The following is a 26200-nucleotide window of genomic DNA, read 5'->3' on the forward strand; positions in this document are numbered from 1 at the left end:
TCCTCCGCTAGGAGGACCCCGGCCGCACCACGCCCAGCTCGTACGCGAGCACGACCGCCTGCGTCCGGTCCCGCGCCCCGATCTTCATGAGCACCCGGCTCACGTGCGTCTTGACGGTGGTCTCACCCAGCCGCAGCCGCCCGGCGATCTCGGCGTTGGTCGCCCCGCCGGCCATCAGCACCAGCACCTCGTGCTCGCGCGGGGTCAGCTCGGCCAGCCGGGTCCCGGCGCCGGGCTGCCGCAGGGCCGGGTTGGCGAAGGTCTCGATGACCCGGCGGGTGATCGCGGGCGCCAGCAACGCGTCCCCCGCCGCCAGCACCCGGACCGCCTCGGTCAGCGCCTCCGGGGTGCCGTTCTTGAGCAGGAAGCCGCTGGCCCCGGCCTGCAGCGCGGCGAACAGGTAGTCGTCGCGGTCGAAGGTGGTCAGGATCAGCACCGATGGGCCGTCGTGGGCGGTGACCCGCCGGGTGGCCGTCAGCCCGTCCATGCCGGGCATCTCGACGTCCATCAGGATCACGTCGGGCCGCAGCCGGCCGGCCAGGGCGACCGCCTGGATGCCGTCGGCGGCCTCACCGACCACCTCGATGTCGTCCTCGCTCTCCAGGATGGCCCGGAAGCCGGTCCGGACCAGCTGGTGGTCGTCGGCCAGCAGCACCCGGATCATCGCTGCTCCCCGGCGGTGGTCAGGGCCCGGGACAGGGGCAACCGCGCGCGGATGCGGTAGCCGCCGCCGGTGCGCGGTCCGCTCTCCAGCACGCCCTCGTGCACCGCGACCCGTTCCCGCATGCCGATCAGGCCGAGTCCGCCGGCCGGAGCGGGGACGGCGCCGCGGCCGTCGTCGGCCACGTCGACCTCCAGCTCGCCGGCCAGGTACCGGATCCTTATGTCCACCGTGGACGCGTGGGCGTGTTTCAGGGTGTTCGTCACGGCCTCCTGGATGATCCGGTACGCCGCCTGCGACACCGAACCGGGTAGCGGCACCGGGTCGCCGTACACGTTGCAGGTCGCGGTGAGGCCCGCCTCCCGGGCGCGGGCCACCAGCTCGTCGACCCGTTCCAGGGTGGCCTCGGCCGGCGGCTGGTCGCCGGCGCCGCCGGTGTCGCGCAGTGCGCCCAGCATCCGTCGCAGCTCCTCCACGGCGGTCCGGGCGCTGTCCTCGACAGCCGTCAGGGCCGTGCGGGCCCGCTCGGGGTTCTTGTCCAGCATCCGGCGGCAGGCCGAGGCCTGGATGCCCATCACCGACACGTGGTGGGCGACGACGTCGTGCAGCTCCCGGGCGATCCGGACCCGCTCGCCGATGACCGCGCGCTCACCGGCCACCGCCTGCGCCGCCCGCAGTTCGGCCGTCCGCCGTTCGAGCTGCCACTGCCGCCGGGCCGCCTCGCCCAGGGCGTACGCGAAACCGAAGAACGCCGCGTTGACGATGATGCTGTTCAGCAGGCCGGCCAGCAGTGGGGGTAGCTCGCCGGAGGCGCCGGGCGGCGCGTCGGCCAGGATCTCGTCGTGGGCGAGGAACCATGCGACGCCCAGCCAGACGAACATCGCGGCGATGATGGCCAGGCGCAGCCGGCGGCTCCGGCGCCGGTCCCGGCCCCAGGCGCCGAGCGTGTAGATCGCGACGAAGAGCGCCCCGGAGACCAGCTGCTGCTCCTGCGAGCCGCGGACCTGGCCGCCGATGAAGAAGATCGCGACCAGCACGGCGATGAGGTCCGGATGGCTGCGCCGCCAGATCAGCGGCAGTGTCACCGCCAGCGACCACCCGATCTGCTCGGCCACCGACGGTGCGGAGCGGGAGGACAGCAGGCCGAAGCTGCGGGCCAGGAAGACGTTGAGGACCGCGACCGTGGCGACGGCCAGGGCGATGCCGAGGTCGATGCGGCGCTGGCGGGGTGTCGGTCCGGGGCGCGGCCCGTCGTCGACGGTCGGGGACGTCATCCCCCGACGATCGCACGGCTTCCGGGCTCGGGGGCAGGGTGGGTGCGGCGGACCGTGGCGGCGGCGATCGATGTGCCGACCAGCCAGCTCACCGCTACCACCAGGGCCGCGCGTTCGAGGCCGGCGCTCAGCGGTCCGCGGCCGGACAGCAGCATGGTCAGTCCGAGGGTGGCACCGAGCGGCACGATGATCGCGACGGCGGTGGTGGCCAGCCGGCGCAGCACCGGCCCGAAGGGTGCGGAGAGGGCCACCAGCGCCATGGTCCCGGCCAGCAGAACCATGCCGATGACGCTGGCCGCGGTGTGGCTGACGTCGGCCACGGTCGTCGGCTCGTACGGCGGGAGCGGGCAGCCACTGGTGCACGGCACCACGCCCGACGTGCCGGCCAGCAGCGCCGCGATGCCGAGCAGCGTCGCCACCGGCCGCGAGTCGCGTCCCAGGACCCGGCCCAGCAGCGCCACCCCCACAGCCAGCCCGACGAGCCCACAGCGGTACGCGACCGCCAGCGGCATGCCGGTCGTGCCGGCCTCGCTGACGTAGCCCTCGGTCCAGGGGCCGGGCGCGGCGACCAGCCCGGCGAGCATGGTGAGCGCACCCACCAGGACTGCCGCGCCGGCCAGGGCAGCGACCCGGTCGTGGCGGTACCCGAGCGCAACCATGATCTCCACCGTAGCCCGGCCGTGCGCCCGGACTGATCCAATGGTGGGTGTGGGAGAGCGGCGCACGATCGTGGTCACCGGTGGTAGTTCGGGCATCGGGCTGGCCGCGGCGGCCGCGTTCGCCCGCGGTGGCGACGAGGTGGTGCTGCCGGGCCGCGATCCGGGCCGGCTGCGGCACGCGGTCGAGGTGGTGCGGGAGGCCGGCGGGCGCACGCCGGCGGCGTACCGGGCCGACTTCGCGGTGCTGGCCGAGGTGCGCTCGGCCGCTGCCGCGCTGGCGGCGGCCCACGAACGGGTTGACGTGCTGGTCAACAACGCCGGGCAGCTCGCGCCGGCCCGGCGGCTGACCGCCGACGGGTTCGACCCGTGCGTCCAGATCAACCACTTCGGCGGTTTCCTGCTCGCCCACCTGCTGCTGGACCGGCTGCGGGCGGCGGCGCCGGCGCGGATCGTCACAACCGGCTCCGCGGCCGAGGCGTGGGGCACGCTGGACGTGCGGCGGCCCGGACGGCGTCAGCTCAGCCGGTGGACCGCGTACGGCGCCAGCAAACAGGCCAACCTGCTCTTCACGATCGAGGCGGCTCGCCGCTGGGGCCCATACGGGATCGTGCCGACCTGTTTCTTCCCCGGCCTGATCCGCAGCCGCTTCGGCCGGCAGAGTCCGCTCTTCTCCCTCGGCAAGCTGGTCTTCCGCAGCCCGGAGCAGGGCGCGGACACGCTGCTGTGGCTGGCCGACGATCCGGCCGCCGCGGTCCCGGGCGGCTACTTCGCGTGGCGCCGGCCGTTCGGCGCCACCGGGCGTTCCGTCGATCCGGTCCGGGCGCGGCAGCTCTGGGAGGCCAGCCTGGCCGCCGTCTACGGCGCGGAGGGGGAGCGGTCGCCGCGCGGCGAGCCGTAGTAGTGCGTGGTCGCGATGTCCGGCCGGGTCTGGGTGGGCAGGTCCGCGTCGTCGCCGGCGGTCAGCGTGCCGCCCAGCTCGACGATGCGCCGGTGTGCCGCCGCCAGCCGGTCCTCCAGGGTCACGATCCGGCAGGCCGCGCTGAGCAGCATGCCCTCGTCCAACAGCTGCCGGACCCGGACCGCGAGCTGCAACTGGTGCCGCGAGTAGCGGCGGTGCCCGCCCAGCGAGCGTTCCGGTTCGATCAGGCCGGCGGTGCCCAGGCTGCGCAGGAAGGCCGGCGTCACGCCGATCATGTCGGCGGCCCGGCCCATGGTGTACGCCGGGAAGTCGGCGTCGTCGAACGCGGTGCTCATGGTGCCTTCCGTGCTGGTCTGGACTGGGCGGGTCTGGACACAGTCCAAGGCCCCGGCGGGTTACCGGGGCCTTGGCTGTTCAATTCTGTGGCCGACCGTCGTCGGCGAGGCTCATCTGCTCGCGTGCCGCTAGCGGACGGCCTGAGTGATGGGCATCGGCTGCGATCACCTCTTGTCGGGTCGGGGACTTGGCGAGTTCGCGTTGCTGCGGTATCTCGTCCTCCTTACCAACTCAGAGTCATTGCCAGTTGCGTGCCGGCTGTGCGTGGCCGACCCCTGTGATGTTAGGCCTGCCACGAGCATATTTCTAGTCTCGCCGCTGTAGATTTTTAGGGCGAAAGGGGCGGCGACGCGGGACGGGCGCGTGGCACAGCGCGATGCTGTGTCGAGAGAGAGGTGACCGCGTCCCGCGCCGCCGCTGGTGGGGAGCCGGAGGCTGCCCCGGGTCTTCGCGATGCCTGCCGAGGGCTCGCGCGCCGCGTGGCGTCATCAGGGAAGTTGCCCTGACATGTCTACGAGTGTGCGGGTTGCTTCCGGCGCCCGGCAACGCAATTAACGCCGTTCATTGACGGGCGTAACACCGGGGCGAGATCATCACCGAACAGCGGTGGCCCAGGTCACATCTGCCCCTCGGATCCAGGGAGTCGTTATGAGCGTTGAGCCTCCCAGCACCGACGAAGAACGCCTCGCCCAGCTCGGCTACCAGCAAGAACTGCACCGCCGACTGTCCGGCTTCTCGAACTTCGCGGTCTCCTTCTCGATCATCTCCATCCTGGCCGGCGCGATCACCTCGTACGGGATCGCCATGAACGCCGGTGGCCCGATGGCCATCACGCTCGGCTGGCTCTTCGTCGGCATCATGGTCACCTTCGTGGCGCTGGCGATGGCCGAGGTCTGCTCGGCCTATCCCACCGCCGGCGCCCTCTACTGGTGGGCCGCCGCGCTCGCCAAACGCAACAAGGCCGCGTGGGCCTGGTTCATCGGCTGGTTCAACTTCCTCGGCGAGGTGGCCGTCACCGCGGCGATCGACTTCGGCGCGGCCATCACCACGTCGGCGTTCCTCAGCCTGACCTTCGACATGGAGGTCACCAAGGGCCGCACGTTCCTGATCTTCCTGGTCCTGATCGTCGCGCACGGCCTGCTGAACACCTTCGGGGTCAGCCTGGTCCGGCTGCTCTCCGACGTCAGCGCCTGGTGGCACCTGGTCGGCGTCGCGGTGATCGTCGTGGTCCTCGCCGTCGTACCGGACCAGCACAAGCCGATCTCGGAGGTGTTCTTCGAAGTTCGCAACGAGACCGGCTTCACCTTCACCGGCGCGGCCGTGTACGCGGTCCTGATCGGCCTGCTGATGGCCCAGTACACCTACACCGGCTACGACGCCTCGGCGCACGTGGCCGAGGAGACCCACGACGCCGCCCGGGCCGCGCCGCGCGGCATCGTGCTCTCGGTCGTGGTCTCGGTGATCGCCGGCTTCCTGCTGCTGACCGCGATCACCTGGTCGATCCAGGACTACGACGCGCAACGCACCACCGAGCTCGGGCTGCCGCCGGCTCAGATCTTCATCGACGCGGCCGGTGACAACCTGGGCGCCTTCCTGCTGTTCATCTGCGTGGTCGCCCAGTTCTTCTGCGGCATGGCGTCGGTGACGGCCAACTCCCGGATGTCGTACGCGTTCGCCCGCGACGGCGCGCTGCCCGGCTCCCGGCTGTGGAAGCAGGTCAACGCGCGGACCGGTACGCCGACCAACTCCATCTGGCTCTGCGTGACGCTGTCCACCCTGCTGGTGCTGCCGTCGCTGTGGAACACCACGGCGTACGCGGCGGCGACCTCCATCGCGGTCATCGGGCTCTACATCGCCTACGTCGGCCCGGTGCTGCTGCGCCGGCTCAATCCGGACTTCCGGCCGGGGCCGTGGAACCTGGGCCGGTGGAGTGCCCCGATCGGCTGGATCGCGATCATCTGGGTGGCGTTCATCTGCGTGCTGTTCGTCCTGCCGGTGGCCGGCCCGATCAGCGCGGCGAACTTCAACTACACGATCGTGGCCGTCCTCGTGGTCGTCGGCGGGGCCACGCTGTGGTGGCTGATCAGCGCCCGCAAGTGGTTCACGGGTCCGAAGCAGAACCTGATCGAGAAAGCCGCGCACGGAGAGCCGACGTTGCCGACCGGGGAGTGATCTATTAGTAGGCGGGGCCGGGCACCTGCCCGGCCCCCACACCCCCTGGAGGGAACCGGGATGGATCTCGAAGATCTGGACGTCGCCGTCACCAACGGCAGCATCGACACCGTGCTGCTCGCGCTCACCGACATGCAGGGACGGCTCCAGGGCAAACGGCTGCACGGCCGGTTCTTCATGGACGAGGTCGCCTCCGGGGCGAGCGAGGGCTGCAACTATCTGCTCGCCGTCGACGTCGACATGAACACCGTCGACGGGTACGAGATGTCGTCGTGGAACAGCGGCTACGGCGACTTCGTCATGCGTCCCGACTTCAGCACGCTGCGGCCCGTACCGTGGTTGCCCGGCACGGCCATGGTCCTCGCCGACCTGGAGACCACCGAGGGCGGGCCGGTCTACGCCTCGCCCCGGCAGATCCTGCGCCGCCAGCTCGACCGGCTCGCCGAGCACGGCCTGACCGCGTTCGCCGGCACCGAGCTGGAGTTCGTGCTCTACAAGGACACCTACGAGCAGGCGTTCAGCAAGAGCTACCGCGACCTGACCCCGGCGAACCAGTACAACGTGGATTATTCGCTGCTCGGCACCTCCCGGGTCGAGCCCCTGCTGCGCCGCATCCGCAACGAGATGTACGGCGCCGGCCTGGTCCCGGAGAGCGCCAAGGGCGAGTGCAACCTCGGCCAGCACGAGATCGCCTTCCGCTACGCCGACGCGTTGACCTGCGCCGACAACCACGTGATCTACAAGAACGGGGCCAAGGAGATCGCCGCCCAGGAGGGCATGGCGCTGACCTTCATGGCCAAGCCGAACGAGCGCGAGGGCAACTCCTGCCACATCCACTTCTCGCTGCGCGGCGAGGACGGCCGGTCGGCGATGCTCGGCGACGGCCCGGCCCACCTGAGCGTGACCGGGCAGCGGGTGCTGGCCGGCCTGCTCGCCACCATGCGCGAGTTCAGCCTGCTCTTCGCGCCGAACATCAACTCCTACAAGCGCTACCAGCCCGGCTCGTTCGCGCCGACCGCCCTGCGCTGGGGCGTCGACAACCGCACCTGCTCACTGCGGATGGCGGGGCACGGCCAGGGCATGCGCGTGGAGAACAGGGTGCCGGGCGGGGACGTGAACCCGTACCTGGCCATCGCGGCGCTGATCGCGGGCGCGCTGCACGGGCTGGAGAACGAGCTGGAGCTGGAGGACGAGTTCCGGGGCAACGCCTACGAGGACGCCACCGCGCCCCGGGTGCCCGGGCATCTGCGTGACGCGGTGGAGTTGTGGGAGCTCAGCCCGGTGGCAGCGGAGGCGTTCGGGCCCGAGGTGGTCGCCCACTACGCGAACATGGGCAAGATTGAGCTGGCCGCCTTCGACGCCGCGGTCACCGACTGGGAGCTGAAGCGAGGGTTCGAACGGCTGTGACAGATGTGATCAACCCGGCTACGGGGACTGTGCTCACCTCCGTACCGTCGCTCGGTGCGGCCGAGACCGACGCCGCGATCGAGCGGGCCCACCAGGCTTTCGGATCGTGGCGCCAGGTGGCGCCCGGGGACCGGGCGCGGCTGCTGCGGCGCTTCGCCGCGCTCGTCGACGACCACCTCGAGGAGCTCGCGGCGCTGGAGGTCGGCAACGCCGGTCACACGATCGGCAACGCCCGCTGGGAGGCCGGCAACGTCCGGGACGTCCTCAACTACTACGCGGGGGCGCCGGAGCGCCTGTCCGGCCGGCAGATCCCGGTGGCCGGCGGGCTCGACGTGACGTTCCACGAGCCGCTCGGCGTGGTCGGCATCATCGTGCCGTGGAATTTCCCGATGCCGATCGCCGGCTGGGGCTTCGCCCCGGCGCTGGCGGCCGGCAACACCGTCGTGCTCAAGCCGGCCGAGCTCACCCCGCTGACCGCCATCCGGCTCGGTGAGCTGGCCCTGGAGGCCGGCCTGCCGGAGGGCGTGTTCACCGTGCTGCCGGGCAAGGGCAGTGTGGTCGGGCAGCGCTTCGTCACCCATCCGGCGGTCCGCAAGGTCTGCTTCACCGGCTCCACCGGGGTCGGGAAGTCGATCATGGCGGGCTGTGCCGACCAGGTGAAACGGGTGACGCTGGAGCTCGGCGGCAAGAGCGCCAACATCGTCTTCGCCGACGCCGACCTGGAACGCGCCGCCGCGGCGGCCCCCGGCGGGGTCTTCGACAACGCCGGCCAGGACTGCTGCTCCCGGTCCCGGCTGCTGGTCCAGGAGTCGGTGTACGACCGGTTCCTCGCCCTGCTGGAACCGGCGGTCAAGGCGTTCCGGGTCCAGGACCCGGCACTGGAGACCGCCGAGATGGGCCCGCTGATCTCCGCCGGGCACCGGGACAAGGTGGCGTCGTACACCGCGGACGCCGACGTCGCGTTCGCCGGGGAGGCACCCGCCGGTGCCGGCTGGTGGTTCCCGCCGACCGTGCTGCTCGCCCACTCGATCGGGGACCCGCACTGGCGCGAGGAGGTCTTCGGGCCGGTGCTGTCGGTGCTGCCCTTCCGCGACGAGGAGGAAGCGGTCCGCCTGGCCAACGACACCGAGTACGGCCTCTCCGGTTCGATCTGGACCCGCGACCTGGGCCGGGCGCTGCGGGTCTCGCGAGGGGTCGAGACCGGCAACCTGAGCGTCAACTCGCACTCGTCGGTGCGCTACTGGACGCCGTTCGGCGGGATGAAGCAGTCCGGCCTGGGCCGGGAGCTCGGTCCCGACGCGCTGCTGTCGTTCACCGACGTCAAGAACGTGTTCATCTCGACGGAAGCCTGAGAGGTCAGCTGTGGAGCGTTTGCAGGATCGGGTCGCCGTCATCACCGGTGCCGGTAGCGGGATCGGACTGGCCACCGCCCGGCGGTTCGCGGCCGAGGGGGCCAAGGTCGTCTGCGTCGACGTCTCGCCGGACGCGGGCAAGGCCGCCGCCGACGAGGTGGGCGGCGAGTTCATCGCCTGTGACGTGAGCGACGAGGAAGCGGTCAAGGCGCTGTTCGACGGGGTCGCCGAACGGCACGGCCGGGTCGACATCGCGTTCAACAACGCCGGGATCTCGCCCCCCGACGACGACTCGATCCTGGTCACCGGCCTGGACGCGTGGGAACGGGTGCTGCGGGTGAACACCACGAGCGTGTTCTTCTGCTGCAAGTACGCGATCCCGCACATGCAGCGCCAGGGCAAGGGGTCGATCATCAACACCGCGTCGTTCGTGGCGCTGCTGGGCGCGGCGACCTCGCAGATCGCGTACACCGCGAGCAAGGGCGGGGTGCTGGCGATGACCCGCGAGCTGGGCGTTCAGTTCGCCCGCGAGGGCATCCGGATCAACGCCCTGTGCCCCGGACCGGTCGCGACGCCGCTGCTCATGGACCTTTTCGCCAAGGATCCGGAGCGGGCCGCGCGCCGGCTGGTGCACGTGCCGATGGGCCGCTTCGCCGAGCCGGCCGAGATCGCCGCCGCGGTCGCGTTCCTGGCCAGCGACGACGCGTCGTTCATGACCGCGTCCCAGTTCGTCGTCGACGGTGGCATCACCGGTGCGTATGTAACTCCGCTGTAGCGGTTTAGCACCCCCGGACAGCGGAGAGAAGACAAGTACGTCCAGTTCACGCCGGACGCAGGGGTCGAATCTCCGCCCGCGCACGCTGCGATCGCTGTACGGGTGGTTCGAAGGGCCCGGGCGCGGCGCCGACTCACCGAGTCGGCGCCGCTCACTAATTCGCGGCGCTCGTCCGGTACGGCGAGCGGATCACCCACTCGGTCGACGTCATCCGAACAGGACGTGGATACCGTGGTCAAGATGCGACCCGTCATCGGCATCACCACCTATGTGGAGCCCGCCACCTGGGGTGTCTGGCACAACCTGCCCACCACGCTGGTGCCGCACGACTACGTCGCCGCGGTCACCGGGGCCGGGGGTCGCGCGGTGCTGCTGCCGCCCGACGATCTCGACACCGACGTGCTGCGCATCCTGGACGGGCTGGTGCTCAGCGGCGGCGCCGACCTCGGCCCGGAGCTGTACGGCGCCGAGACCGCCCCGCAGACGGTCACCCGGCCCGAGCGCGACGCCGCCGAGATGCTGCTCGCCCGCGCGGCCCTCACCCGGGACCTGCCGGTGCTCGGGGTCTGCCGGGGCATGCAGCTGCTCGCCGTCGCCGCCGGCGGCACCCTGCACCAGCACCTGCCCGAAGTGCTCGGACACGACCGGCACCGCCCGGCCCCCGGCGTCTACGGCGAGCACGAGGCCGGCTTCACCCGCGGCAGCCGGATCGCCGGCCTGATGGGCGAGGACACCCGGGTGCACTGCTTCCACCACCAGGGCGTCGACGACCCGGGCACGCTGACGGTCACCGGCCGGGCCGAGGACGGGACCATCGAGGCGGTCGAGGACCCGGCGCACCGGTTCGTGCTGGGCGTGCAGTGGCACCCCGAGGTGACCAGGGACAAACGGCTGTTCGGGGCCCTGGTCGCGGCGGCGGCCTAAGACATCCGGCGCAACCGCCGATACGCAGGTTCTACGAACGAAGGAGGATCGCACCAGCATGCGCAGGCCCTTGATCGGACTGACCGCGTACGCGCAACAGGTCCAGTACGGCAGCAACGAACAGGTCGTCGGGATGCTGCCGATGTCCTACGTCCGGGCGGTCCACGCGACCGGGGGACGGGCGGTCCTGATCACCCCGGACGATCCCGGCACCGACGTGCTCGAGTCGCTCGACGGCATCGTCTTCGCCGGTGGCGGCGACGTCGACCCGGCCAACTGGGGTGCCGAGCCGCACCCGGCCACCGACTCCGACCCGGTCCGCGACGCCTCCGAGCTGCTCCTCATGCGCGCCGCCCTCGACGCCGACCTGCCCGTGCTCGGCGTCTGCCGGGGCCTGCAGGTGATGGCCGTGGCCACCGGCGGTTCGCTGCACCAGCACCTGCCCGACCTGGTCGGCCACGACCGGCACCGGGCCGCGGCGGGCACCGATCCGCTGGCGGTGGACTCCTCGGCGTTCGGGCGGCACGACGTGGTGCTCACCTCCGGCTCGGCGGCGCGGTCGTTGCTCGGCCCCCGGCTCACCGTGAACTCGTTCCACCACCAGGCCATCGACGACCCGGGCAGTTTCACGGTGGTCGGCCGGTGCCCCGACGACCGGGTCATCGAGATCATCGAGGACCCCGACCGGCCGTTCGCCCTGGGCGTGCAGTGGCACCCCGAGCGCACCGGTGACCTGCGGGTCTTCGCCGCGCTGGTGGAGGCCGCCGCGGGTGGCTCCGGGCTGGGCCGGACGGCACTGGCCGCCTGAGGCTCAGACCGCGACCGGATGTGCCGCCTGGAACGCCAGCCGCTCGTCCGCCCCGGCCGCCAGGCTCTGCAGCACATCGTCCAGCACCAGGAACGCCTCCCAGGGCGCGCCGCCCAGGTGAGCGCCCACCCGATCCTCCAGCCCGGTGATCCGGGCGCCCTTCCACACCTTGTCCGCCAGGCTGACCAGCAGGTCGTCCAGGGTGATCTCCGGCGCGTCCCAGCTGCCGTGGCTGCCCGCGAAACGGGCCAGGTGCGCGGGCACGCCGTAGCGCAGCAGCAGGTCCCGGCCGGCCTCCTCGTGCCGGTGACCGGGCGCGGACAGCTCGGCCACGTGCACGACCTTGCCGATGTCGTGGGTCGCCGCACCGAAGAGCACGGCGGTGGTGTCGAACTCCAGATCCGGCCGGCGTCGCCCCAGCACGTCGGTCAGCGACCAGGCGACGTCGTGCACCGCCCGCAGATGCGCACCGAGCCGCGGCGGTGCGTCCAGCGCCCGCAGCAGCTCAGCGGCCGGACCGGGCAGCGGCCGCAGGGTCGATTCGGTCAGGGCTCGATGAAGCGCGGCCGATGTCACGCGGGCAAGGTTAGCCACGGCTGAAAGCCGTGGCCGTCGGTGTTACGGTGCAGCCCTGTCGGGCCGGAGACATCCGCGGGAGGACGTATGGGCGCCAGCGCGGACGATGCTCTGCCGCAGCGGTTGCGGACGGCGTTCGAGCGCGGTGGTGAGATGGGCCGGCGCATGCTCGAGCTCGACTGGGCGGCGACCCCGCTCGGCGCACCGGCCGGCTGGCCCAAGGAACTCGCCGACGTCGTCGCCACGATGCTCGCCTCCAAGGCCCAGATGGTGATCTTCTGGGGTGCCGACTACTGCGCGCTCTACAACGACGCGTACATCCCGACGATGGGCAGCAAGCACCCCGGGCACCTGGGCCGGCCGGGCCGGGAGATGTGGCCCGAGACCTGGTCGGTGCTGCAGGAGCTGTTCGACGGGGTGAAGGAGCGGGACGAGTCGTTCTGGGCCGCCGACCTGCTCTTCATGCTCGAACGCTTCGGCTTTCTCGAGGAGACCTACTTCGACGTCTCCTATGACCCGATCCGGACGGCCGACGGCACCGTGGGCGGCATCTTCTGCATCGTGAGCGACACCACAGGCCGGGTGCTGGCCGACCGCCGCGTCCGTACCCTCAGCGCCCTCGGCTCCCGGCTGGCCGACTCGCCGGACCAGGCCGCCCTCGGCACCCAGGTCGCGCAGGTCCTCGGCGAGAACGACGCCGACGTCCCGTTCGCCGTTCTCTACCTGGACGACCCGGCCGGCGGTGGCGAGCCGGCCTTGGCCGGGGTGTGCGGCCTCGAGCCGACCGCCTGCCGGCCGCTCGACCCGGGGATCCGCGAGGTCGTCGCGGCCGTCATGCGGTCCGACCACGAGCAGACCGTCGCCGCGACGGACGTGGCCGATCCGCCGCCCTCGTCGGCCGCCGACCAGGCCCTGGTGCTGCCCATCGGCGCCGGCACCAGCAGTGCCGGGGCGCTGGTGGTGGGGGTCAGCCGGTTCCTCGCGCTGGATCGCGGCTACCGCGACTTCCTCGAGCTCGCCACGGCCCAGATCTCCCGCGCGGTGGCGAACGTGCGGGCCTACCAGCAGGAACGGCGCCGGGCGGCCGAGCTGGCCGCGCTGGACACCGCCAAGACCAACTTCTTCTCGAACGTCAGCCACGAGTTCCGTACCCCGTTGACCTTGATCCTCGGTCCGCTGGAGGAGCTGCTCGGCGACGACAAGCTGGCCGGCGACCTGCGCGAGCGGCTCGTGCCGATGCAGCGCAACGGCCTGCGGCTGCTGAAACTCGTCAACACGGTGCTGGACTTCTCCCGGCTGGAGTCCGGCCGGCTGCGCGCCGCCTACCGGCCGACCGATCTGGCCGACTACACCGCCCGGCTGGCCAGCACCTTCCGCTCGGCGGCGGAACGGGCCGGGCTGCGGCTCGACATCCAGTGCCCGCCGCTGCCGGCGCCCGTCCACGTGGACCGCGAGATGTGGGAGAAGATCGTCTTCAACCTGCTCTCCAACGCGGTGAAGTACACGCCCACCGGTGGGATCACCGTGCGCATCCGGGAACGCGACCGGGCCGCGGTGCTGGAGGTGACCGACACCGGCGTCGGCGTGTCCGAGGAGGAGCAGCGGCTCCTCTTCGACCGCTTCCACCGGGTCACCGGCGCCTGGGCGCGCAGCCACGAGGGCACCGGCATCGGCCTGGCCCTGGTCCGTGAGCTGGCCGAGCTGCACGGCGGCACGGCGACCGCGCGCAGCGAGCTCGGCGTGGGCAGCACGTTCTCGGTGACCGCCCCGCTCGGCACGGCCCACCTGCCCGCGGATCGGATCATCGACGAAGGACCGGCCGACCGGCCCGAGGAGCAGTCCCGGCTCTACGTCGAAGAAGCGCACTGGTGGATGGGTGACACCGCGCCGGCCCCGATCGCACCGGGCGAGGTGCAGGACGGCCGGCGGGGCCGGGTGCTGCTCGCCGACGACAACGCCGACCTGCGCGACCACGTCTCCCGGCTGCTGCGGCCGTCCTTCGACGTCACCAGCGTGGCGGACGGCCTGGAGGCGCTGGACCTGGCCCGCACCGAGCAGTTCGACCTCGTGCTGACCGACATGATGATGCCGCGGATGGACGGCTTCGGCCTGATCCGGGCGCTGCGCGCGGACGAGCGCACCCGGGACGTGCCGATCGTGGTCCTCTCCGCCCGCGCCGGTGAGGAGGCCTCGGTCGAAGGCCTGGCCGCGGGCGCCGACGACTACCTGGTCAAGCCGTTCTCGGTACGCGACCTGACCGCCCGGGTCCGGTCCAACCTGGAGCTCGGGCAGACCCGCCGGCAGATCATCAGCCGGCTGCGTGGCCTGGTCGACGCGGCCGCGTCGATCAACGCGGTCAGCACCACCGCCGAGGTGCTCGCCGTCGCCGCCCGGCACGTCCAGGCGATGACGTCGGCCGGCCGGGTCGTGCTGACCGCTCCCGGCGCCCGGGCCGAGGTGGACGGCGGCGCCGGCGGCTCGGCCGCCCCGGACGTCGTGCTGCCGCTGCCGGACACCTCCGGCGCGCCCCTCGGTGAGCTGAGCGTCTGGTCCGGACCGGACGGTCCCGCCGAGCCGGTGCTGCTCACCCAGCTGGCCCGCCTGGTCGGGCTGCGGCTGGGCAACGCCCGGCTCTACGAGGCCGAGCACCGCATCGCCAGCACGCTGCAGCACAGCCTGCTGCCGCAGTCGCTGCCCCGGGTGCCCGGCGCGATCGTGGCGAGCCGCTACCTGCCGGGCAGCACCGAGGCCGAGGTCGGCGGCGACTGGTACGACGTCATCCTCGCCCCGGACGACCAGCTCGTGCTGGTCATCGGGGACGTGGTGGGCAAGGGGGTGCAGGCCGCGGCGGTGATGGGGCAGCTGCGGAACGCGCTGCGGGCGTACATCCTGGAGGGCTTCGACTGCGGTGAGGCGCTGACCCGGCTGAACCGGCTGGTCGACAATCTGGGCCGGCGTCAGTTCGCCACCGTGGTCTGCGTCCGCTTCGACACCCGCAACCGGGAGCTGCACTACTCGTCGGCCGGGCACCCGTCCCCGATGCTCGCCGCGCCGGGGGAGAAGGGCGACCTGCTCTACTCCAGCGCGCTCGGCCCGCCGATCGGCGCGCTCAAGGACGTGACGTACCCGACGCTGACCGCGGTCCTCGACCCCGGCCACCGGCTGCTGCTCTACACCGACGGCCTGGTCGAGGACCGCCGGGTGGGCATCGACCGCGGCCTGGCCGAGGTCAGCGCGGAGCTCGCCGAGCCGGCCGAGCACGTCGAGGACATGCTGGACAGGCTGCTCGCCAAGGCGGCCCGGCAGACCCGCCGCGACGACATCGCGCTGCTCGCTCTGCAGGCCACCGAGCCGCGCAAGTTCGAGCTGCGGCTGCCCGCCGACCCGACCCGGCTGAGTGTGCTGCGCCGGCGGCTCGAGGACTTCCTGACGGCCCACGCCGTGCCGGACAACGACGTCTTCGACCTCACAGTGGCGATCTCCGAGGCTGCCGCGAACGCGATCGAGCATCCCGTCGAGCCGGCCGAGCCGGTGATCACCGTCGAGGTGGCGGTGGACGAGGGCTCGGTGCTGGCGACCGTCCGCGATACCGGGAACTGGCGTCCGGCCGGTGAAGCCGGCTTCCGCGGGCGCGGCCTGGCGCTGATCGGTGCGCTGTCGGAGCTGTCGGTGGCCAGGACCGGATCCGGCACAGCAGTGACGCTGCGGCGGGCGCTGAGCCCCTCCTGAGCGCCCGGGGCGCCGCCGGAGCTCAGCCGAGGATCAGCCGGGCTCGCCCTGGACCAGCCAGCGCTGGCTGCTCAGGCCGGAGATGTCGAGGACCCGGCGGACCGGGGCCGACGGGATCACCTCGAAGCCGTCCGGGAAGCGCTCCGCGAGCCGGATCAGCGCGTGGATGGCGGCCGAATCGAAGAACGTCACGCCGCGCAGGTCCAGGGTCGCGCTACGGGCGCCGTCACCGGTGGCTGCCCGGTACATCGCGTCGGCGGTGGACATGTCCACCTCGCCGCGCACCACCACGGTGGTGCGGTCGTCCGCCACCGAGGAACTGGCCGAGAAGTCCGTCCCGGCGCCGTCTTGATCCACGCTGACACGATTACACAGGCTCCCGGGGGCGGCAACAACGGGCCGGTAAGGGTCAACCGAGCTGTGATCTACCGTCACGGTCCGCGGGTGCCCGGCGGGCGCGGCGATAAGCTGGGTCGATGAGCGTTCGTGCCCCTCTCGTTCCAGGAAAGCTCTCCCCCTGGCGGGCGGTGCCGCCGCAGATCATCCGTCCTGAATACGTCGGCAAGAAGCGCCCGAAAGAGTGGCGCGGGTCGCACGTGCAGACCCCCGAGACCATCGACAGGATGCGGGTCGCCGGGCGGATCGCGGCCCAGGCCACCCAGCTCGCCGGGGAGCACTGCAAGCCGGGCGTCAGCACCGACGAGATCGACCGGGTGGTGCACGAGTTCCTGATCGACAACGGGGCGTACCCGTCGACGCTGGGCTACAAGGGCTTCCCGAAGTCCTGCTGCACCTCCCTCAACGAGGTCATCTGCCACGGCATCCCGGACACGACCGTGCTGGCCGACGGCGACATCGTCAACGTCGACGTGACCGCGTACCTCGACGGTGTGCACGGTGACACCGACGCGACGTTCTGCGTCGGCGACGTCAGCGACGAGGCCCGGCTGCTGGTCGAGCGCACCCACGAGGCGATGATGCGCGGCATCCGCGCCGTCGCCCCGGGCCGGCCGATCAACGCGATCGGCCGCGTGATCGAGGCGTACGCCCGCCGCTTCGGTTACGGCGTGGTGCGCGACTTCACCGGCCACGGCATCGGCGAGACGTTCCACAGCGGGCTCTACATCCCGCACTACGACAACCCGCGGCTCGACACGGTGATGGAGCCCGGCATGACCTTCACCATCGAGCCGATGATCACCCTGGGCACCCACGAGTACGAGATGTGGGACGACGGCTGGACGGTCGTGACCAAGGACCGCAAGTGGACCGCCCAGTTCGAGCACACGCTGGTGGTGACCGAGGACGGGTACGAGATCCTGACCCTGCCGTGACGGTCCCCGAGCACCACCACGCGGACGTCTCGGGCGGCTGGCTGCGCGCGGCCACCTTCGGCGCGATGGACGGCCTGGTCACCAACATCGCCCTGATCGCCGGGGTCGGCGGCGGCGGGGTCAGCCGGCACACCCTGATCCTGACCGGGGTGGCCGGCCTGGTCGCCGGGGCCATCTCCATGGGCCTCGGCGAGTTCACCAGCGTCCGCACCCAGAACGACCAGGTCGCCGCCGAACTGGCCAAGGAGCTGCGCGAGCTGAGGCTCAACCCGGAGGGGGAGGCCGACGAACTGGTCGCCATGTGGACCGCCCGGGGGCTGCCCGTCCCGCTCGCCCGCCAGGTGGCCGACGTGCTCAAGGCCCACCCGGAGCAGGCGCTGCGGGTGCACGCCCAGGAGGAGCTCGGCGTCGTCCCGGACGAGCTGCCCAGCCCGTGGACGGCGGCGGTGTCCTCGTTCGTGTGCTTCGCGATCGGGGCGGTCGTGCCGCTGCTGACCTATCTGCTGGGCTTCGACAGCCTGCTCGCGGCGCTCGTCGTCGGCGGCGCCGGGCTGTTCGCGGCCGGCGCGGTCATCGCCCGCTTCACCGCCCGCCCGTGGTGGCGCAGCGGCCTCTGGCAGCTCCTGCTCGGCGCGGCGGCGGCCGGGGCGACCTACCTCATCGGCACGCTGATCGGCGTCGGCGTCTCCTGACCGGCGTCACTCGAAGAGGGCGCTCAGCGGGCCGTCGACCGGGCGGCCCCGGGCGGTGAGGTCGTCGGCCTGGGTCTTCAGCACCGTGGCCAGCTCGGTCATGTCCGCCCCGGCCAGGCCCGTGCGTTTCACCGCGTCGGCCCGGTTGCGGAAATACGTGCGGCTGAGCAGCCCGGTGACCATGGCGGCGTGCAGCCTCGCCTCGGCCAGCAGGACCAGGGCCGCGTCGGTCTCGTACCACTCGGCCAGCCGGACCGCCCGGGCGTGCGCCGCCGAGGCCACACACCAGTTGCGCCGGGCCAGGCCGCTGAACTCGCCCGGCCGGGTCTCGGCGAGCTTGCCCAGGTGGGCGTCGCGCTGGCCGGCGAACCAGCCGCCCGGATCGAACAGATCCCGGGTGCTCAGGTAGCGGTCGGCCTCCAGCGGCCAGCGCGGGGTCAGCTCCCGGGCCCGGCGCAGACCGTCGTCGGCGGTGCCGACGCTGAGATCGACCAGGATGCCGTCGACCCGGCGCAGGGCGGCCCGGGGACCGGCGTTCGGACGGTACGTGACCACGTGCAGGTTGAGATCGCTGCTGCCGGTGTCGTCGCCGTGGGCCAGGGAGCCGTGCACACCGATCGCGCGCACCTCGGCCGACCAGCGCCGCAGGATCACGTCACGGAGCCGGGTGGCCAGGTGCCAGCGCGGATTGGCCAGGTCGTACTCGTCCTGCGACACTGCGTCATTGTCGGGCATGGACCCGCGGCGGGAAAGGTCCTCAGGCGCGCCCGGGCCAGGCCATCGTCACCGGGGTCACCTCGCCCAGCCGGCGCCAGCGGGTCGCCCGGACCGCCGCGTCGACCAGCGCGTTCAGCCCGGTGGCCCGATCGGCCCCGGTGGTCACCGGCAAAACGGCCCGCCAGGCCTGCGCGACCCCGTCCTCGACCTGGATGGCCAGCTTCAGCGCACTGGCCCGGTCGGTGACGTCGAACGGCAGGTCGTAGCCCGCCGGCGCCGGGGCGGTGCTCGCCTGCAACGCCGACAACCGGCTGACCAGCACGTCCCGGCGACCGCGGTGAATCGCCTCGGCGGCGCGGGCCTCGGCGCGGTCACCCTCACCGGTCAGCTTCACCCCGAGGACCCCGTACGCGTAGATCGCCGCCTCCTCCGCGGCCAGCGCGGCCGCCAGCTGGGCGCTCATACCGTCCCCTCCGCGGCGACTGTCGCCTCTGCGGCGGCCATTCCCTCGGCGGCGACCGTCGCCGGGCGCGGCGCGGACGTCGCGCTCATCGCAGCGCCTCCGCGTGGGCGGCCCGGGCAGCGGCGATCGAGCCGGCCAGCCCGGCCCGGTCGGCGGGGGCCGTGCGGCAGGCCGCGACCGCAGTCTTCTGCGCCGCCTGCTCCGCCTTGCGCAACGCCGCCACCGAGTCGGCCGCGTCGCCGCTCGGAGCGCTGGACGCGGGCGCCCCCGACGGGACCGCCTTGCCGATGACGCGCGACAGCTCGGCCGCGTGCGTGCGGTGGTCGGCGGCGAGCGGGGCCAGCCTCTTCGCGAGGCCGGGCTCGGCCAGCACGGCCCGGTCGTAAGCCGCCGCCAGGGCCAGGGCCTCGTCGAGCACGGGCTGCATGGCGTCCGGCGCCGGAGCGGGCTCTGGATCATCGGAGAAGAGCCCGCAGCCGCCCAGTGCCGTCGCGCTCAGCGCCCCACCGGCAGCCACGCCGATCAGGTGACGTCTTTTCACCCGGTCAGTCAACACCATCCGCACCAGGCGTCGCTGACCTGCACCGGGCGCCGAATCGGAGCGGCGGCGGCCGGCCCGCGCCGCCGGCGCGTTACGCTCTGCGTCAGCCGCCGGGGATTTTCAGCCCCGGTGGCATGCCGGTGTTGCCGGCGAACGGCGCACGGAGCGTTTGCCGTGCGCCGCATTCGAGCAGAAGGGTTGGGCCCGATGACGCAGCGTGGTCGCGGCGGCGCCCGGCCGGCGAACCGCCGCTCCGGCGGGGGCCGGAGCCGAGAGGCAGCCGAAGAGACGCGTCAGCCCGCTGCTCCGCGCATCGACCTGGTGGCCGCGAAGGCCCGCGTGCGCGCGGTGATCGAGCCGGTCGTGGTCGCCGCGGGGTTCGACCTCGAGGACGTCAACCTCTCCCGCGCGGGCCGCCGGCACGTTCTCCGGGTCCTGGTCGACGCCGACGGGGGCATCAGCCTCGACGACGTCGCGGTCGTCTCCCGGGAGATCTCCCAGGCGCTCGACACGGCCGAGGAGAACCAGGGCGAGGTGCTGGCGGGTGAATATCAGCTCGAGGTCGGCTCGCCCGGCGTGGACCGGCCGCTGACCCTGCCCCGGCACTGGCGGCGCAACGTCAGCCGGCTGGTCGCCGTCACCGTCGCGGGCCGGTCGCTGACCGGCCGGGTCACGGCGGCCGACGAGACCGGCGTCGTGCTCGACGTCGACGGCAAGAGCACGGAGATCCCGTACGCCGATCTGGGGCCGGGCAAGGTCCAGATCGAGTTCAAGCGGCTGGACGAAGCCGTCTTCCCCGACGAGCCCGACGAGGGCGACGAGGACGAGGACGAGGACGATGAAGATGACGACGAGGATGGGGAGGGCGAGGACAAGTGAACATCGACCTCGCGGCGCTGCGCGCCCTGGAGCGCGAGCGGGAGATCCCGTTCGACACGATCCTCGCGGCGATCGAGACGGCACTGCTGACCGCGTACCGGCACACCGACGGGGCCGAGAGCCACGCCCGGGTGCAGATCGACCGCAAGAACGGCGCGGCCCAGGTCTTCGCCCAGGAACTGGACGCCGACGGTTCCCTGGTCCGGGAGTGGGACGACACCCCGCACGACTTCGGCCGGATCGCCGCGATGACCGCCAAGCAGGTCATCCTGCAGCGGCTGCGCGAGGCCACCGACGAGGTGCACTTCGGCGAGTACGCGGGCCGCGACGGTGACCTGGTCACCGGCATCGTGCAGGCCGACGCGGCGCGCGCCGAGAAGGGCATCGTCATCGTCGACCTGGGCAAGCTCGAGGCTGTCCTGCCGCAGGCCGAGCAGGTGCCGGGGGAGACGTACGAGCACGGCTCGCGGATCCGCTGCGTCGTGGTGCACGTGGCCAAGGGCTTCCGCGGCCCGCAGATCACCCTGTCGCGCACCCACCCGGCGCTGGTCAAGAAGCTGTTCGCGCTCGAGGTGCCGGAGATCGCCGACGGCACGGTGGAGATCGCCGCCATCGCACGTGAGGCTGGTCACCGTTCGAAGATCGCGGTGCACTCGCGGGTGGCCGGGGTCAACGCCAAGGGCGCCTGCATCGGCCCGATGGGCCAGCGGGTCCGGGCGGTGATGAGCGAGCTGCACGGCGAGAAGATCGACATCATCGACTACTCCGACGACCCGGCGCAGTTCGTCGGCAACGCGCTCTCCCCGGCCAAGGCCCTGCGGGTCGAGGTGGTCGACGCGGCCACCCGCACCGCCCGGGTCACCGTGCCCGACTTCCAGCTGTCGCTGGCGATCGGTCGCGAGGGGCAGAACGCCCGGCTGGCCGCCCGGCTGACCGGCTGGCGCATCGACATCCGTCCGGACAACGAGCAGCCGGATCCGGCCTCCGAGCGCGATGCCGCCGAGACCGGGAGCTGACCGGATACCCGAGCACGAGGCACGCGGGGTAGACTTTCGGGTGGCCGGTCCGACACGCACCTGTGTTGGTTGTCGCTCACGCGTGCCGGCCACCGAATTACTGCGGTTCGTCGCGGTCGGAGCGGAGGGTCACCTCCGGCTCCAGCCCGATCCGGGCCGCCGGCTGCCGGGCCGGGGAGCACATGTGCATCCTGATCCGGCCTGCTTCGCGCAGGCGGAGCGGCGTCGCGCCTTCGGGCGTGCGCTGCGACTCACCGGTGTTGCTGACACCGGATTGCTTGCCGAGCACATCCGAGCGGTCACCGTGCCGTCCGGAACCACCGATGATGTGGCGTAAGTGCCCCATCCATGTCCAGCAAGGTAGGACGACCCAGATGAGCACACGATGAAGTCCCTGAAATGACCAGGCTTCTAGTGCACGAGTGAGGTCGGCGGGCGCTGCTCGTACGACCTCGAGATGAGGAGTGCAGTGCCAGGCAAGGCCCGCGTTCACGAGCTCGCCAAAGAGCTCGGGGTCGACAGCAAGACCGTTCTCGCCAAGCTCAAGGAGATGGGCGAGTTCGTCAAATCCGCATCCAGCACGGTCGAGGCCCCGGTGGCCCGGCGACTTCGTGGTGCCCTCGACGCCCCGGGCGGTGCTGCTCCGGCAGCTCCCGCGCCCGCCGCGCCGAGTTCCACGAGTGCGCCCAGCGCCCCCCGGGCCAACCCATCGGCCATGCGGCCGCAGCCGCCGCGCCGGCCCACTGCGCCGACGACCGGAGCGCCCACCGGCGCCCCGACGTCCTCGGCGCCGTCGCCCGGCTCGATGGTGCGGCCCAAGCCGCCGGTCCCCGGCCGTCCGGGCCCGGTGCCCGGTCCGGTCGCCAAGCCGGCGAGTGCCCACGACATCGAGGTGGCGGCCGCCGAGGCCCGCGCCTCGGCGCTGAAGGCCGAGCAGGAGGCCTCCGTCAAGGCTGCCCAGGCGGCCCGCACGCGGGACGCCGAGCGCCGGGCGCAGCAGCCTCCGGCCGACGGCACCACCCGTCCGCGGCCCCCGGGCCCCGGCACGGTGCCGCCGCGTCCCGGCTCTCCCGCCGCAACGCGTCCCGGAGCCCCGGGCGCGCCCACTACCGGCCGTCCCGGCCCGGGCGGCTCGCCGCGCCCGCCGGCCCGCGGTCCCGGTAACAACCCGTTCGGTGTCTCCGGTGGCAGCCAGCGGCCGACCCCGTCGGCGATGCCCCGGCCCAACCAGCCGGGCATGCCCCCGCGGCCGAGCCCGGCCTCGATGCCGCCGCGGCCCAGTCCCGCGTCCATGCCCTCGCAGCGTCCCGCCGGTCCCGGCGGCGGTCGTGGCGGTCCCGGCGGTGGCGCCGGCCGTCCCGGCGGTCCCGGTGGCGGTCGTGGCGGCCCGGGCGGCGGCGCCGGTGGCGGTTTCCGCCCCGGTGGCGGTGCCGGAGCCGGTGGCGGCGGTTACCGCGGCGGTGGTGCCGGAGCCGGTGGCGGCGGTGGCTACCGCGGTGGCCCCGGTGGCGGCGGCGCTGGTGCCGGTGGCGGTTTCCGCCCCGGTGGCGGCGGTCCCGTCGGCGGTGCCCCCGGTCGTCCCGGTGGTGGCGGTCGCGGTCGTGGCGGCGGTGCCGCGGGTGCCTTCGGGCGTCCCGGTGGCCGGCCCACGCGGGGCCGCAAGTCGAAGAAGCAGCGGCGTCAGGAGTTCGACAACCTGTCGGCTCCGCAGATGTCGTCGGGTGCGCCCCGCGGCTCGGGCCAGGAGGTCCGGCTCTCGCGTGGTGCGTCGCTCTCCGACTTCGCCGACAAGATCAACGCCAACCCCGGCTCGCTGGTCCAGGAGATGTTCAACCTGGGCGAGATGGTGACGGCGACGCAGTCGTGCTCCGACGACACGCTGCTGCTGCTGGGCGAGCACCTGGGCTTCGACGTGCAGATCGTCAGCCCCGAGGACGAGGACCGCGAGCTGCTGTCGCGGTTCAACATCGACCTCGACGCCGAGATCGCCGAGGACCGCCTCGTCACCCGGCCGCCGGTCGTGACCGTCATGGGTCACGTCGACCACGGCAAGACGAAGCTGCTCGACGCGATCCGCAAGACCAACGTGGTCGCCGGCGAGGCGGGTGGCATCACCCAGCACATCGGTGCCTACCAGGTCGTCGTCCCGCACCAGGGTGAAGAGCGCGCGATCACCTTCATCGACACCCCGGGCCACGAGGCGTTCACCGCCATGCGTGCCCGTGGTGCCCAGGTGACCGACATCGTGATCCTGGTGGTCGCGGCCGACGACGGCGTCATGCCGCAGACGGTCGAGGCGTTGAACCACGCCAAGGCGGCCGAGGTGCCGATCGTGGTCGCGGTCAACAAGGTCGACAAGCCGGACGCCAACCCGGACAAGGTCCGCCAGCAGCTGACGGACTACGGCCTGCTCGCCGAGGAGTACGGCGGCGACACGATGTTCGTCAACGTGGCCGCCAAGCCGGGTCTCGGCATCGACGACCTGCTCGAGGCCGTCCTGCTGACCGCCGACGCGTCGCTGGAGCTCACCGCTCCGATCGACGGGCCGGCGCAGGGTGTCGCGGTGGAAGCCCACCTCGACAAGGGCCGCGGCGCTGTCGCGACCGTCCTGGTGCAGCGGGGCACGCTGCGGGCCGGCGACTCGATCGTGGCGGGTGGCGCGCACGGTCGCGTCCGGGCCATGCTCGACGAGAACGGCCAGCAGGTCACCGAGGCGGGTCCGGCCCGGCCGGTGCTCGTCCTGGGTCTGACCTCGGTGCCCGGCGCGGGCGACACGTTCCTCGCCGCCGAGGACGACCGCACGGTCCGGCAGATCGCCGAGCAGCGGCAGGCCCGCCGTCGTGCGGCGAGCTTCGCCAACTCGAAGGGCAAGGCGACGCTCGAGACGCTCATGGAGCAGCTCAAGGAGGGCGAGAAGACCTCGCTCACCCTGGTGCTCAAGGGCGACGGCTCGGGTTCCGTCGAGGCTCTCGAGGACGCGCTGTTCAAGATCGAGATTCCGGACGAGGTGCAGCTCAAGGTCATCCACCGCGGCGTCGGTGCGATCACCGAGAGCGACGTCAACCTGGCGTCGGCGTCCTCGGACCAGACCGCCACGATCATCGGCTTCAATGTCCGGGCCAGCAACAAGGTCAAGGAGATGGCCGACCGCGCCGGCGTGGAGATCCGCTACTACAGCGTGATCTACCAGGCCATCGAGGAGATCGAGGCAGCGCTCAAGGGCCTGCTCAAGCCGGAGTACGAGGAGGTCGAGCAGGGCGCGGCGGAGATCCGCGAGGTGTTCCGCTCGTCCAAGATCGGTCTCATCGCCGGCTGTATGGTCCGCTCGGGTCTCATCCGCCGCAACGCCAAGGCGCGCATCCTGCGCGAGGGCACCGTGGTGGCGGACAACGTCACGATCAGCTCGCTGAAGCGGTTCAAGGACGACGCCACCGAGGTCCGCGAGGGCTTCGAGTGTGGTCTGACCCTGAACGGTTTCGGTTCGCCGCAGCCCGGCGACGTGATCGAGACCTTCGAGATGCGTGAGAAGCCGCGGGCGTAACAGTCCCGGTTGATGACGGCCCCCGGCGCTCAGGCGCCGGGGGCCGTTGTCTTTACTACTGGAATGTCTCGCTACGCCCTGCTCCTCGCCCCCTCCGCCAACCGCGTCTACGCCGACCAGGCTGGACGCCTCTCCCGCGCGGAACTGGCTGCCTTCCGGCCCGTGCTCTCCTCGGAGGTGGCGGAGGTCGACGCCACCCGGATCGGCGGCGTGGAGTACCTGACGTTCACCGCGGACCTGCAGCCCCGTGACATCGCCTACCTGTCGAACATGTCGGCCGCCTACGCCCTGTTCGAGCGGGCCGGTGACGACCTGCTGCGGCCGCTGGAGCTGACCCCGCTGGCCCGCTACGACAGCGACCTGATCACCATCCCGAAGTACGCCGGCAAGACCAACGAGCAGTTCACCAAGCTGCTGCTCAACCTGACGCTGCTGGCGTCGGCCTCGGCCCGCCGGATGCTCGACGGTCACGTGATCGTCGGTGACTTCCTGGCCGGCCGCGGCACCACGCTCAACCAGGCGCTCATGTACGGCTACGACGCCATCGGCGTGGAGCTCGACGGCAAGGACGTCGAGGCGTACAAGCTGTTCCTGCAGACCTGGCTCAAGCGCAAGCGCCTCAAGCACAGCGCCGAGCTCAACCCGGTCCGCCGGCAGGGCCGCAAGGCCGCCCGCCGGATGGAGATCACCATGGCGGCGAGCAAGGAGGACCACAAGGCCGGTGCGGTGCAGAAGGTGATCATGCTGAACGCGGACACCACCCAGCTCGACGGCCTGCTCCGGGCCAACTGCGTGGACGTGCTGGTCGTCGACCTGCCGTACGGCGTCGCGCATGGCAGCTACGAGGACGAGGGCGGCATGTCCCGGCGCCCGCTGGACCTGCTGGAGCGGGCCGTGCCGCAGTGGGTGCACCTGCTGCGTCCCGGCGGGGCCATCGGCCTGTCCTGGAACACCAAGGTGGCCCGGCGGGAGCTGGCCGAGGACATCCTGGTCGCCAACGGGCTGGCGCTGGTGCCGTACGAGGACCTGAGCCACCGGGTCGACCAGGGCATCGAGCGTGACGTGGTGGTGGCCCGGAAATCCAGCTGAACGGCACGGGGGTACCCGGGTACTCTCGCTCGCTGATGTATATCGAGACCGCACTCTTCGACCTGCTGCTGCCCGGCGACTCCCGTTCGCTCAAGCAGAAGCGTTCCTACGTCCGCCCGATCATCGCGATGCTGCGCAAGTACGAGGTCAGCGTCGCGGAGGTGGGCGACCACGACCTGCACGGGCGGGCCCAGATCGGGGTCGCCGTGGTCGCCGCCGAGCCGTCCCAGGCGCGCGCGGTGATCGACACGTGCGAGCACCAGATGGCCGGCCGCCCCGAGATCGAGCTGCTGTCGGTACGGCGCCGGCTGCACGGTGACGACGACTGAGCCCACC

At 72.2% G+C, this 26200-nt stretch carries 25 protein-coding genes; 16 read left to right on the forward strand and 9 right to left on the reverse strand.

Going from position 1 to position 26200, the window contains the following annotated elements; all coding sequences use genetic code 11:
* Nucleotides 1–7 precede the first annotated feature (7 nt).
* Genes ACZ6S4_RS33820 through ACZ6S4_RS33830 form a run of 3 tightly spaced genes read right to left on the reverse strand, consistent with a single transcriptional unit; the run spans nucleotide 8 to nucleotide 2594 of the window.
* Nucleotides 8–664: a response regulator gene (locus ACZ6S4_RS33820; RefSeq protein WP_465478792.1), complete on the reverse strand. Its 657-nt coding sequence runs from the start codon at nucleotides 662–664 to the stop codon at nucleotides 8–10.
* Nucleotides 661–1935: a sensor histidine kinase gene (locus tag ACZ6S4_RS33825; protein ID WP_465478793.1), complete on the reverse strand. Its 1275-nt coding sequence runs from the start codon at nucleotides 1933–1935 to the stop codon at nucleotides 661–663. Before ACZ6S4_RS33825 ends, ACZ6S4_RS33820 begins: the two co-directional genes overlap by 4 nt.
* On the reverse strand, nucleotides 1932–2594 hold the full coding sequence (locus ACZ6S4_RS33830) for a DUF998 domain-containing protein (RefSeq protein WP_465478794.1): 663 nt from the start codon (nucleotides 2592–2594) through the stop codon (nucleotides 1932–1934). The genes ACZ6S4_RS33825 and ACZ6S4_RS33830 overlap by 4 nt, the downstream gene beginning before the upstream one ends.
* Before the next feature lie 67 nt (nucleotides 2595–2661).
* Between ACZ6S4_RS33830 and ACZ6S4_RS33835 the strand changes: the two genes are divergently transcribed.
* A complete protein-coding gene (locus tag ACZ6S4_RS33835) occupies nucleotides 2662–3492 on the forward strand; it encodes an SDR family NAD(P)-dependent oxidoreductase (RefSeq protein WP_465478832.1) in 831 nt (276 codons plus the stop codon).
* On the opposite strand, the gene ACZ6S4_RS33840 is transcribed toward ACZ6S4_RS33835, so the two are convergent.
* Complete coding sequence (locus ACZ6S4_RS33840; protein WP_465478795.1) at nucleotides 3450–3848, reverse strand: helix-turn-helix domain-containing protein; 399 nt, start codon at nucleotides 3846–3848, stop codon at nucleotides 3450–3452. The genes ACZ6S4_RS33835 and ACZ6S4_RS33840 overlap by 43 nt on opposite strands.
* Before the next feature lie 649 nt (nucleotides 3849–4497).
* Here ACZ6S4_RS33840 and ACZ6S4_RS33845 point away from each other — a divergent pair.
* The 6 genes from ACZ6S4_RS33845 (at nucleotide 4498) to ACZ6S4_RS33870 (ending at nucleotide 11287) form a co-directional block, all read left to right on the forward strand.
* The gene (locus tag ACZ6S4_RS33845; RefSeq protein ID WP_465478796.1) at nucleotides 4498–6021 is read left to right on the forward strand and encodes an amino acid permease; all 1524 of its coding nucleotides are present in this window, start codon (nucleotides 4498–4500) and stop codon (nucleotides 6019–6021) included.
* Nucleotides 6022–6081: 60 nt separating this feature from the next.
* A complete protein-coding gene (locus tag ACZ6S4_RS33850; RefSeq protein WP_465478797.1) occupies nucleotides 6082–7428 on the forward strand; it encodes a glutamine synthetase family protein in 1347 nt (448 codons plus the stop codon).
* Nucleotides 7425–8780 carry an aldehyde dehydrogenase family protein gene (locus ACZ6S4_RS33855; RefSeq protein ID WP_465478798.1) on the forward strand — a complete coding sequence of 452 codons (1356 nt, stop codon included), beginning with the start codon at nucleotides 7425–7427 and terminating at the stop codon, nucleotides 8778–8780. Before ACZ6S4_RS33850 ends, ACZ6S4_RS33855 begins: the two co-directional genes overlap by 4 nt.
* Before the next feature lie 10 nt (nucleotides 8781–8790).
* Nucleotides 8791–9555, forward strand: coding sequence for a 3-oxoacyl-ACP reductase (locus ACZ6S4_RS33860; protein ID WP_465478799.1), 765 nt, complete (start codon nucleotides 8791–8793; stop codon nucleotides 9553–9555).
* 240 nt (nucleotides 9556–9795) lie between these two features.
* A complete protein-coding gene (locus tag ACZ6S4_RS33865) occupies nucleotides 9796–10479 on the forward strand; it encodes a gamma-glutamyl-gamma-aminobutyrate hydrolase family protein (RefSeq protein ID WP_465478800.1) in 684 nt (227 codons plus the stop codon).
* A 58-nt stretch (nucleotides 10480–10537) separates the two neighbouring features.
* Nucleotides 10538–11287 (forward strand): gamma-glutamyl-gamma-aminobutyrate hydrolase family protein, encoded by a 750-nt coding sequence (locus ACZ6S4_RS33870; protein WP_465478801.1) that lies wholly within the window; start codon nucleotides 10538–10540, stop codon nucleotides 11285–11287.
* Nucleotides 11288–11290: 3 nt separating this feature from the next.
* On the opposite strand, the gene ACZ6S4_RS33875 is transcribed toward ACZ6S4_RS33870, so the two are convergent.
* A complete protein-coding gene (locus ACZ6S4_RS33875) occupies nucleotides 11291–11863 on the reverse strand; it encodes an HD domain-containing protein (protein WP_465478802.1) in 573 nt (190 codons plus the stop codon).
* 87 nt (nucleotides 11864–11950) lie between these two features.
* Between ACZ6S4_RS33875 and ACZ6S4_RS33880 the strand changes: the two genes are divergently transcribed.
* Complete coding sequence (locus ACZ6S4_RS33880) at nucleotides 11951–15592, forward strand: SpoIIE family protein phosphatase (protein WP_465478803.1); 3642 nt, start codon at nucleotides 11951–11953, stop codon at nucleotides 15590–15592.
* A 33-nt stretch (nucleotides 15593–15625) separates the two neighbouring features.
* Here ACZ6S4_RS33880 and ACZ6S4_RS33885 read toward each other — a convergent pair whose 3' ends face one another.
* Nucleotides 15626–15949 carry an STAS domain-containing protein gene (locus tag ACZ6S4_RS33885; protein ID WP_465478804.1) on the reverse strand — a complete coding sequence of 108 codons (324 nt, stop codon included), beginning with the start codon at nucleotides 15947–15949 and terminating at the stop codon, nucleotides 15626–15628.
* 119 nt (nucleotides 15950–16068) lie between these two features.
* On the opposite strand from ACZ6S4_RS33885, the gene map reads away from it, so the two are divergent.
* Nucleotides 16069–16926, forward strand: a complete 858-nt coding sequence (gene map, locus ACZ6S4_RS33890; RefSeq protein ID WP_465478805.1) for a type I methionyl aminopeptidase — start codon at nucleotides 16069–16071, stop codon at nucleotides 16924–16926.
* Entirely contained in the window at nucleotides 16923–17618 is a 696-nt protein-coding gene (locus ACZ6S4_RS33895; RefSeq protein WP_465478806.1) for a VIT1/CCC1 transporter family protein, read from the forward strand. The genes map and ACZ6S4_RS33895 overlap by 4 nt, the downstream gene beginning before the upstream one ends.
* Nucleotides 17619–17624: 6 nt before the next feature.
* Here ACZ6S4_RS33895 and ACZ6S4_RS33900 read toward each other — a convergent pair whose 3' ends face one another.
* The 3 genes from ACZ6S4_RS33900 to ACZ6S4_RS33910 all read right to left on the reverse strand — a co-directional run bounded on the left by ACZ6S4_RS33900 (nucleotide 17625) and on the right by ACZ6S4_RS33910 (nucleotide 19339).
* The gene (locus ACZ6S4_RS33900; RefSeq protein WP_465478807.1) at nucleotides 17625–18335 is read right to left on the reverse strand and encodes a nucleotidyltransferase domain-containing protein; all 711 of its coding nucleotides are present in this window, start codon (nucleotides 18333–18335) and stop codon (nucleotides 17625–17627) included.
* A gap of 40 nt (nucleotides 18336–18375) precedes the next feature.
* Complete coding sequence (locus tag ACZ6S4_RS33905; RefSeq protein WP_360549818.1) at nucleotides 18376–18798, reverse strand: ferritin-like domain-containing protein; 423 nt, start codon at nucleotides 18796–18798, stop codon at nucleotides 18376–18378.
* Nucleotides 18799–18883: 85 nt separating this feature from the next.
* The gene (locus ACZ6S4_RS33910; protein WP_465478808.1) at nucleotides 18884–19339 is read right to left on the reverse strand and encodes a hypothetical protein; all 456 of its coding nucleotides are present in this window, start codon (nucleotides 19337–19339) and stop codon (nucleotides 18884–18886) included.
* 207 nt (nucleotides 19340–19546) lie between these two features.
* On the opposite strand from ACZ6S4_RS33910, the gene rimP reads away from it, so the two are divergent.
* The 6 genes from rimP to ACZ6S4_RS33940 all read left to right on the forward strand — a co-directional run bounded on the left by rimP (nucleotide 19547) and on the right by ACZ6S4_RS33940 (nucleotide 26193).
* Nucleotides 19547–20218, forward strand: coding sequence for a ribosome maturation factor RimP (rimP, locus tag ACZ6S4_RS33915; RefSeq protein WP_465478809.1), 672 nt, complete (start codon nucleotides 19547–19549; stop codon nucleotides 20216–20218).
* Nucleotides 20215–21234, forward strand: a complete 1020-nt coding sequence (nusA, locus tag ACZ6S4_RS33920) for a transcription termination factor NusA (protein WP_212990454.1) — start codon at nucleotides 20215–20217, stop codon at nucleotides 21232–21234. Before rimP ends, nusA begins: the two co-directional genes overlap by 4 nt.
* The gene (locus tag ACZ6S4_RS33925) at nucleotides 21212–21571 is read left to right on the forward strand and encodes a YlxR family protein (RefSeq protein ID WP_465478810.1); all 360 of its coding nucleotides are present in this window, start codon (nucleotides 21212–21214) and stop codon (nucleotides 21569–21571) included. The genes nusA and ACZ6S4_RS33925 overlap by 23 nt, the downstream gene beginning before the upstream one ends.
* 120 nt (nucleotides 21572–21691) lie before the next feature.
* Nucleotides 21692–24775: a translation initiation factor IF-2 gene (gene infB, locus ACZ6S4_RS33930; protein ID WP_465478811.1), complete on the forward strand. Its 3084-nt coding sequence runs from the start codon at nucleotides 21692–21694 to the stop codon at nucleotides 24773–24775.
* 63 nt (nucleotides 24776–24838) lie between these two features.
* Complete coding sequence (locus ACZ6S4_RS33935; RefSeq protein ID WP_465478812.1) at nucleotides 24839–25864, forward strand: TRM11 family methyltransferase; 1026 nt, start codon at nucleotides 24839–24841, stop codon at nucleotides 25862–25864.
* A 35-nt stretch (nucleotides 25865–25899) separates the two neighbouring features.
* Nucleotides 25900–26193 (forward strand): DUF503 domain-containing protein, encoded by a 294-nt coding sequence (locus ACZ6S4_RS33940; protein WP_360549804.1) that lies wholly within the window; start codon nucleotides 25900–25902, stop codon nucleotides 26191–26193.
* Nucleotides 26194–26200 lie beyond the last annotated feature (7 nt).

The organism is Actinoplanes sp. NPDC051405, from assembly GCF_055586185.1.

Excerpts from the sequence above, each read along its gene's own strand:
- ACZ6S4_RS33880 (WP_465478803.1), top strand. The coding sequence starts at position 11,951 with ATGGGCGCCAGCGCGGACGATGCTCTGCCGCAGCGGTTGCGGACGGCG.
- ACZ6S4_RS33830 (WP_465478794.1), bottom strand. The coding sequence starts at position 2,594 with ATGGTTGCGCTCGGGTACCGCCACGACCGGGTCGCTGCCCTGGCCGGC.
- ACZ6S4_RS33850 (WP_465478797.1), top strand. The coding sequence starts at position 6,082 with ATGGATCTCGAAGATCTGGACGTCGCCGTCACCAACGGCAGCATCGAC.
- infB (WP_465478811.1), top strand. The coding sequence starts at position 21,692 with ATGAGGAGTGCAGTGCCAGGCAAGGCCCGCGTTCACGAGCTCGCCAAA.
- ACZ6S4_RS33820 (WP_465478792.1), bottom strand. The coding sequence starts at position 664 with ATGATCCGGGTGCTGCTGGCCGACGACCACCAGCTGGTCCGGACCGGC.
- ACZ6S4_RS33925 (WP_465478810.1), top strand. The coding sequence starts at position 21,212 with ATGCCGCCGAGACCGGGAGCTGACCGGATACCCGAGCACGAGGCACGC.
- ACZ6S4_RS33940 (WP_360549804.1), top strand. The coding sequence starts at position 25,900 with ATGTATATCGAGACCGCACTCTTCGACCTGCTGCTGCCCGGCGACTCC.
- ACZ6S4_RS33840 (WP_465478795.1), bottom strand. The coding sequence starts at position 3,848 with ATGAGCACCGCGTTCGACGACGCCGACTTCCCGGCGTACACCATGGGC.
- ACZ6S4_RS33905 (WP_360549818.1), bottom strand. The coding sequence starts at position 18,798 with ATGAGCGCCCAGCTGGCGGCCGCGCTGGCCGCGGAGGAGGCGGCGATC.
- ACZ6S4_RS33865 (WP_465478800.1), top strand. The coding sequence starts at position 9,796 with ATGCGACCCGTCATCGGCATCACCACCTATGTGGAGCCCGCCACCTGG.
- ACZ6S4_RS33845 (WP_465478796.1), top strand. The coding sequence starts at position 4,498 with ATGAGCGTTGAGCCTCCCAGCACCGACGAAGAACGCCTCGCCCAGCTC.
- ACZ6S4_RS33870 (WP_465478801.1), top strand. The coding sequence starts at position 10,538 with ATGCGCAGGCCCTTGATCGGACTGACCGCGTACGCGCAACAGGTCCAG.
- map (WP_465478805.1), top strand. The coding sequence starts at position 16,069 with ATGAGCGTTCGTGCCCCTCTCGTTCCAGGAAAGCTCTCCCCCTGGCGG.
- rimP (WP_465478809.1), top strand. The coding sequence starts at position 19,547 with ATGACGCAGCGTGGTCGCGGCGGCGCCCGGCCGGCGAACCGCCGCTCC.
- ACZ6S4_RS33825 (WP_465478793.1), bottom strand. The coding sequence starts at position 1,935 with ATGACGTCCCCGACCGTCGACGACGGGCCGCGCCCCGGACCGACACCC.
- ACZ6S4_RS33935 (WP_465478812.1), top strand. The coding sequence starts at position 24,839 with ATGTCTCGCTACGCCCTGCTCCTCGCCCCCTCCGCCAACCGCGTCTAC.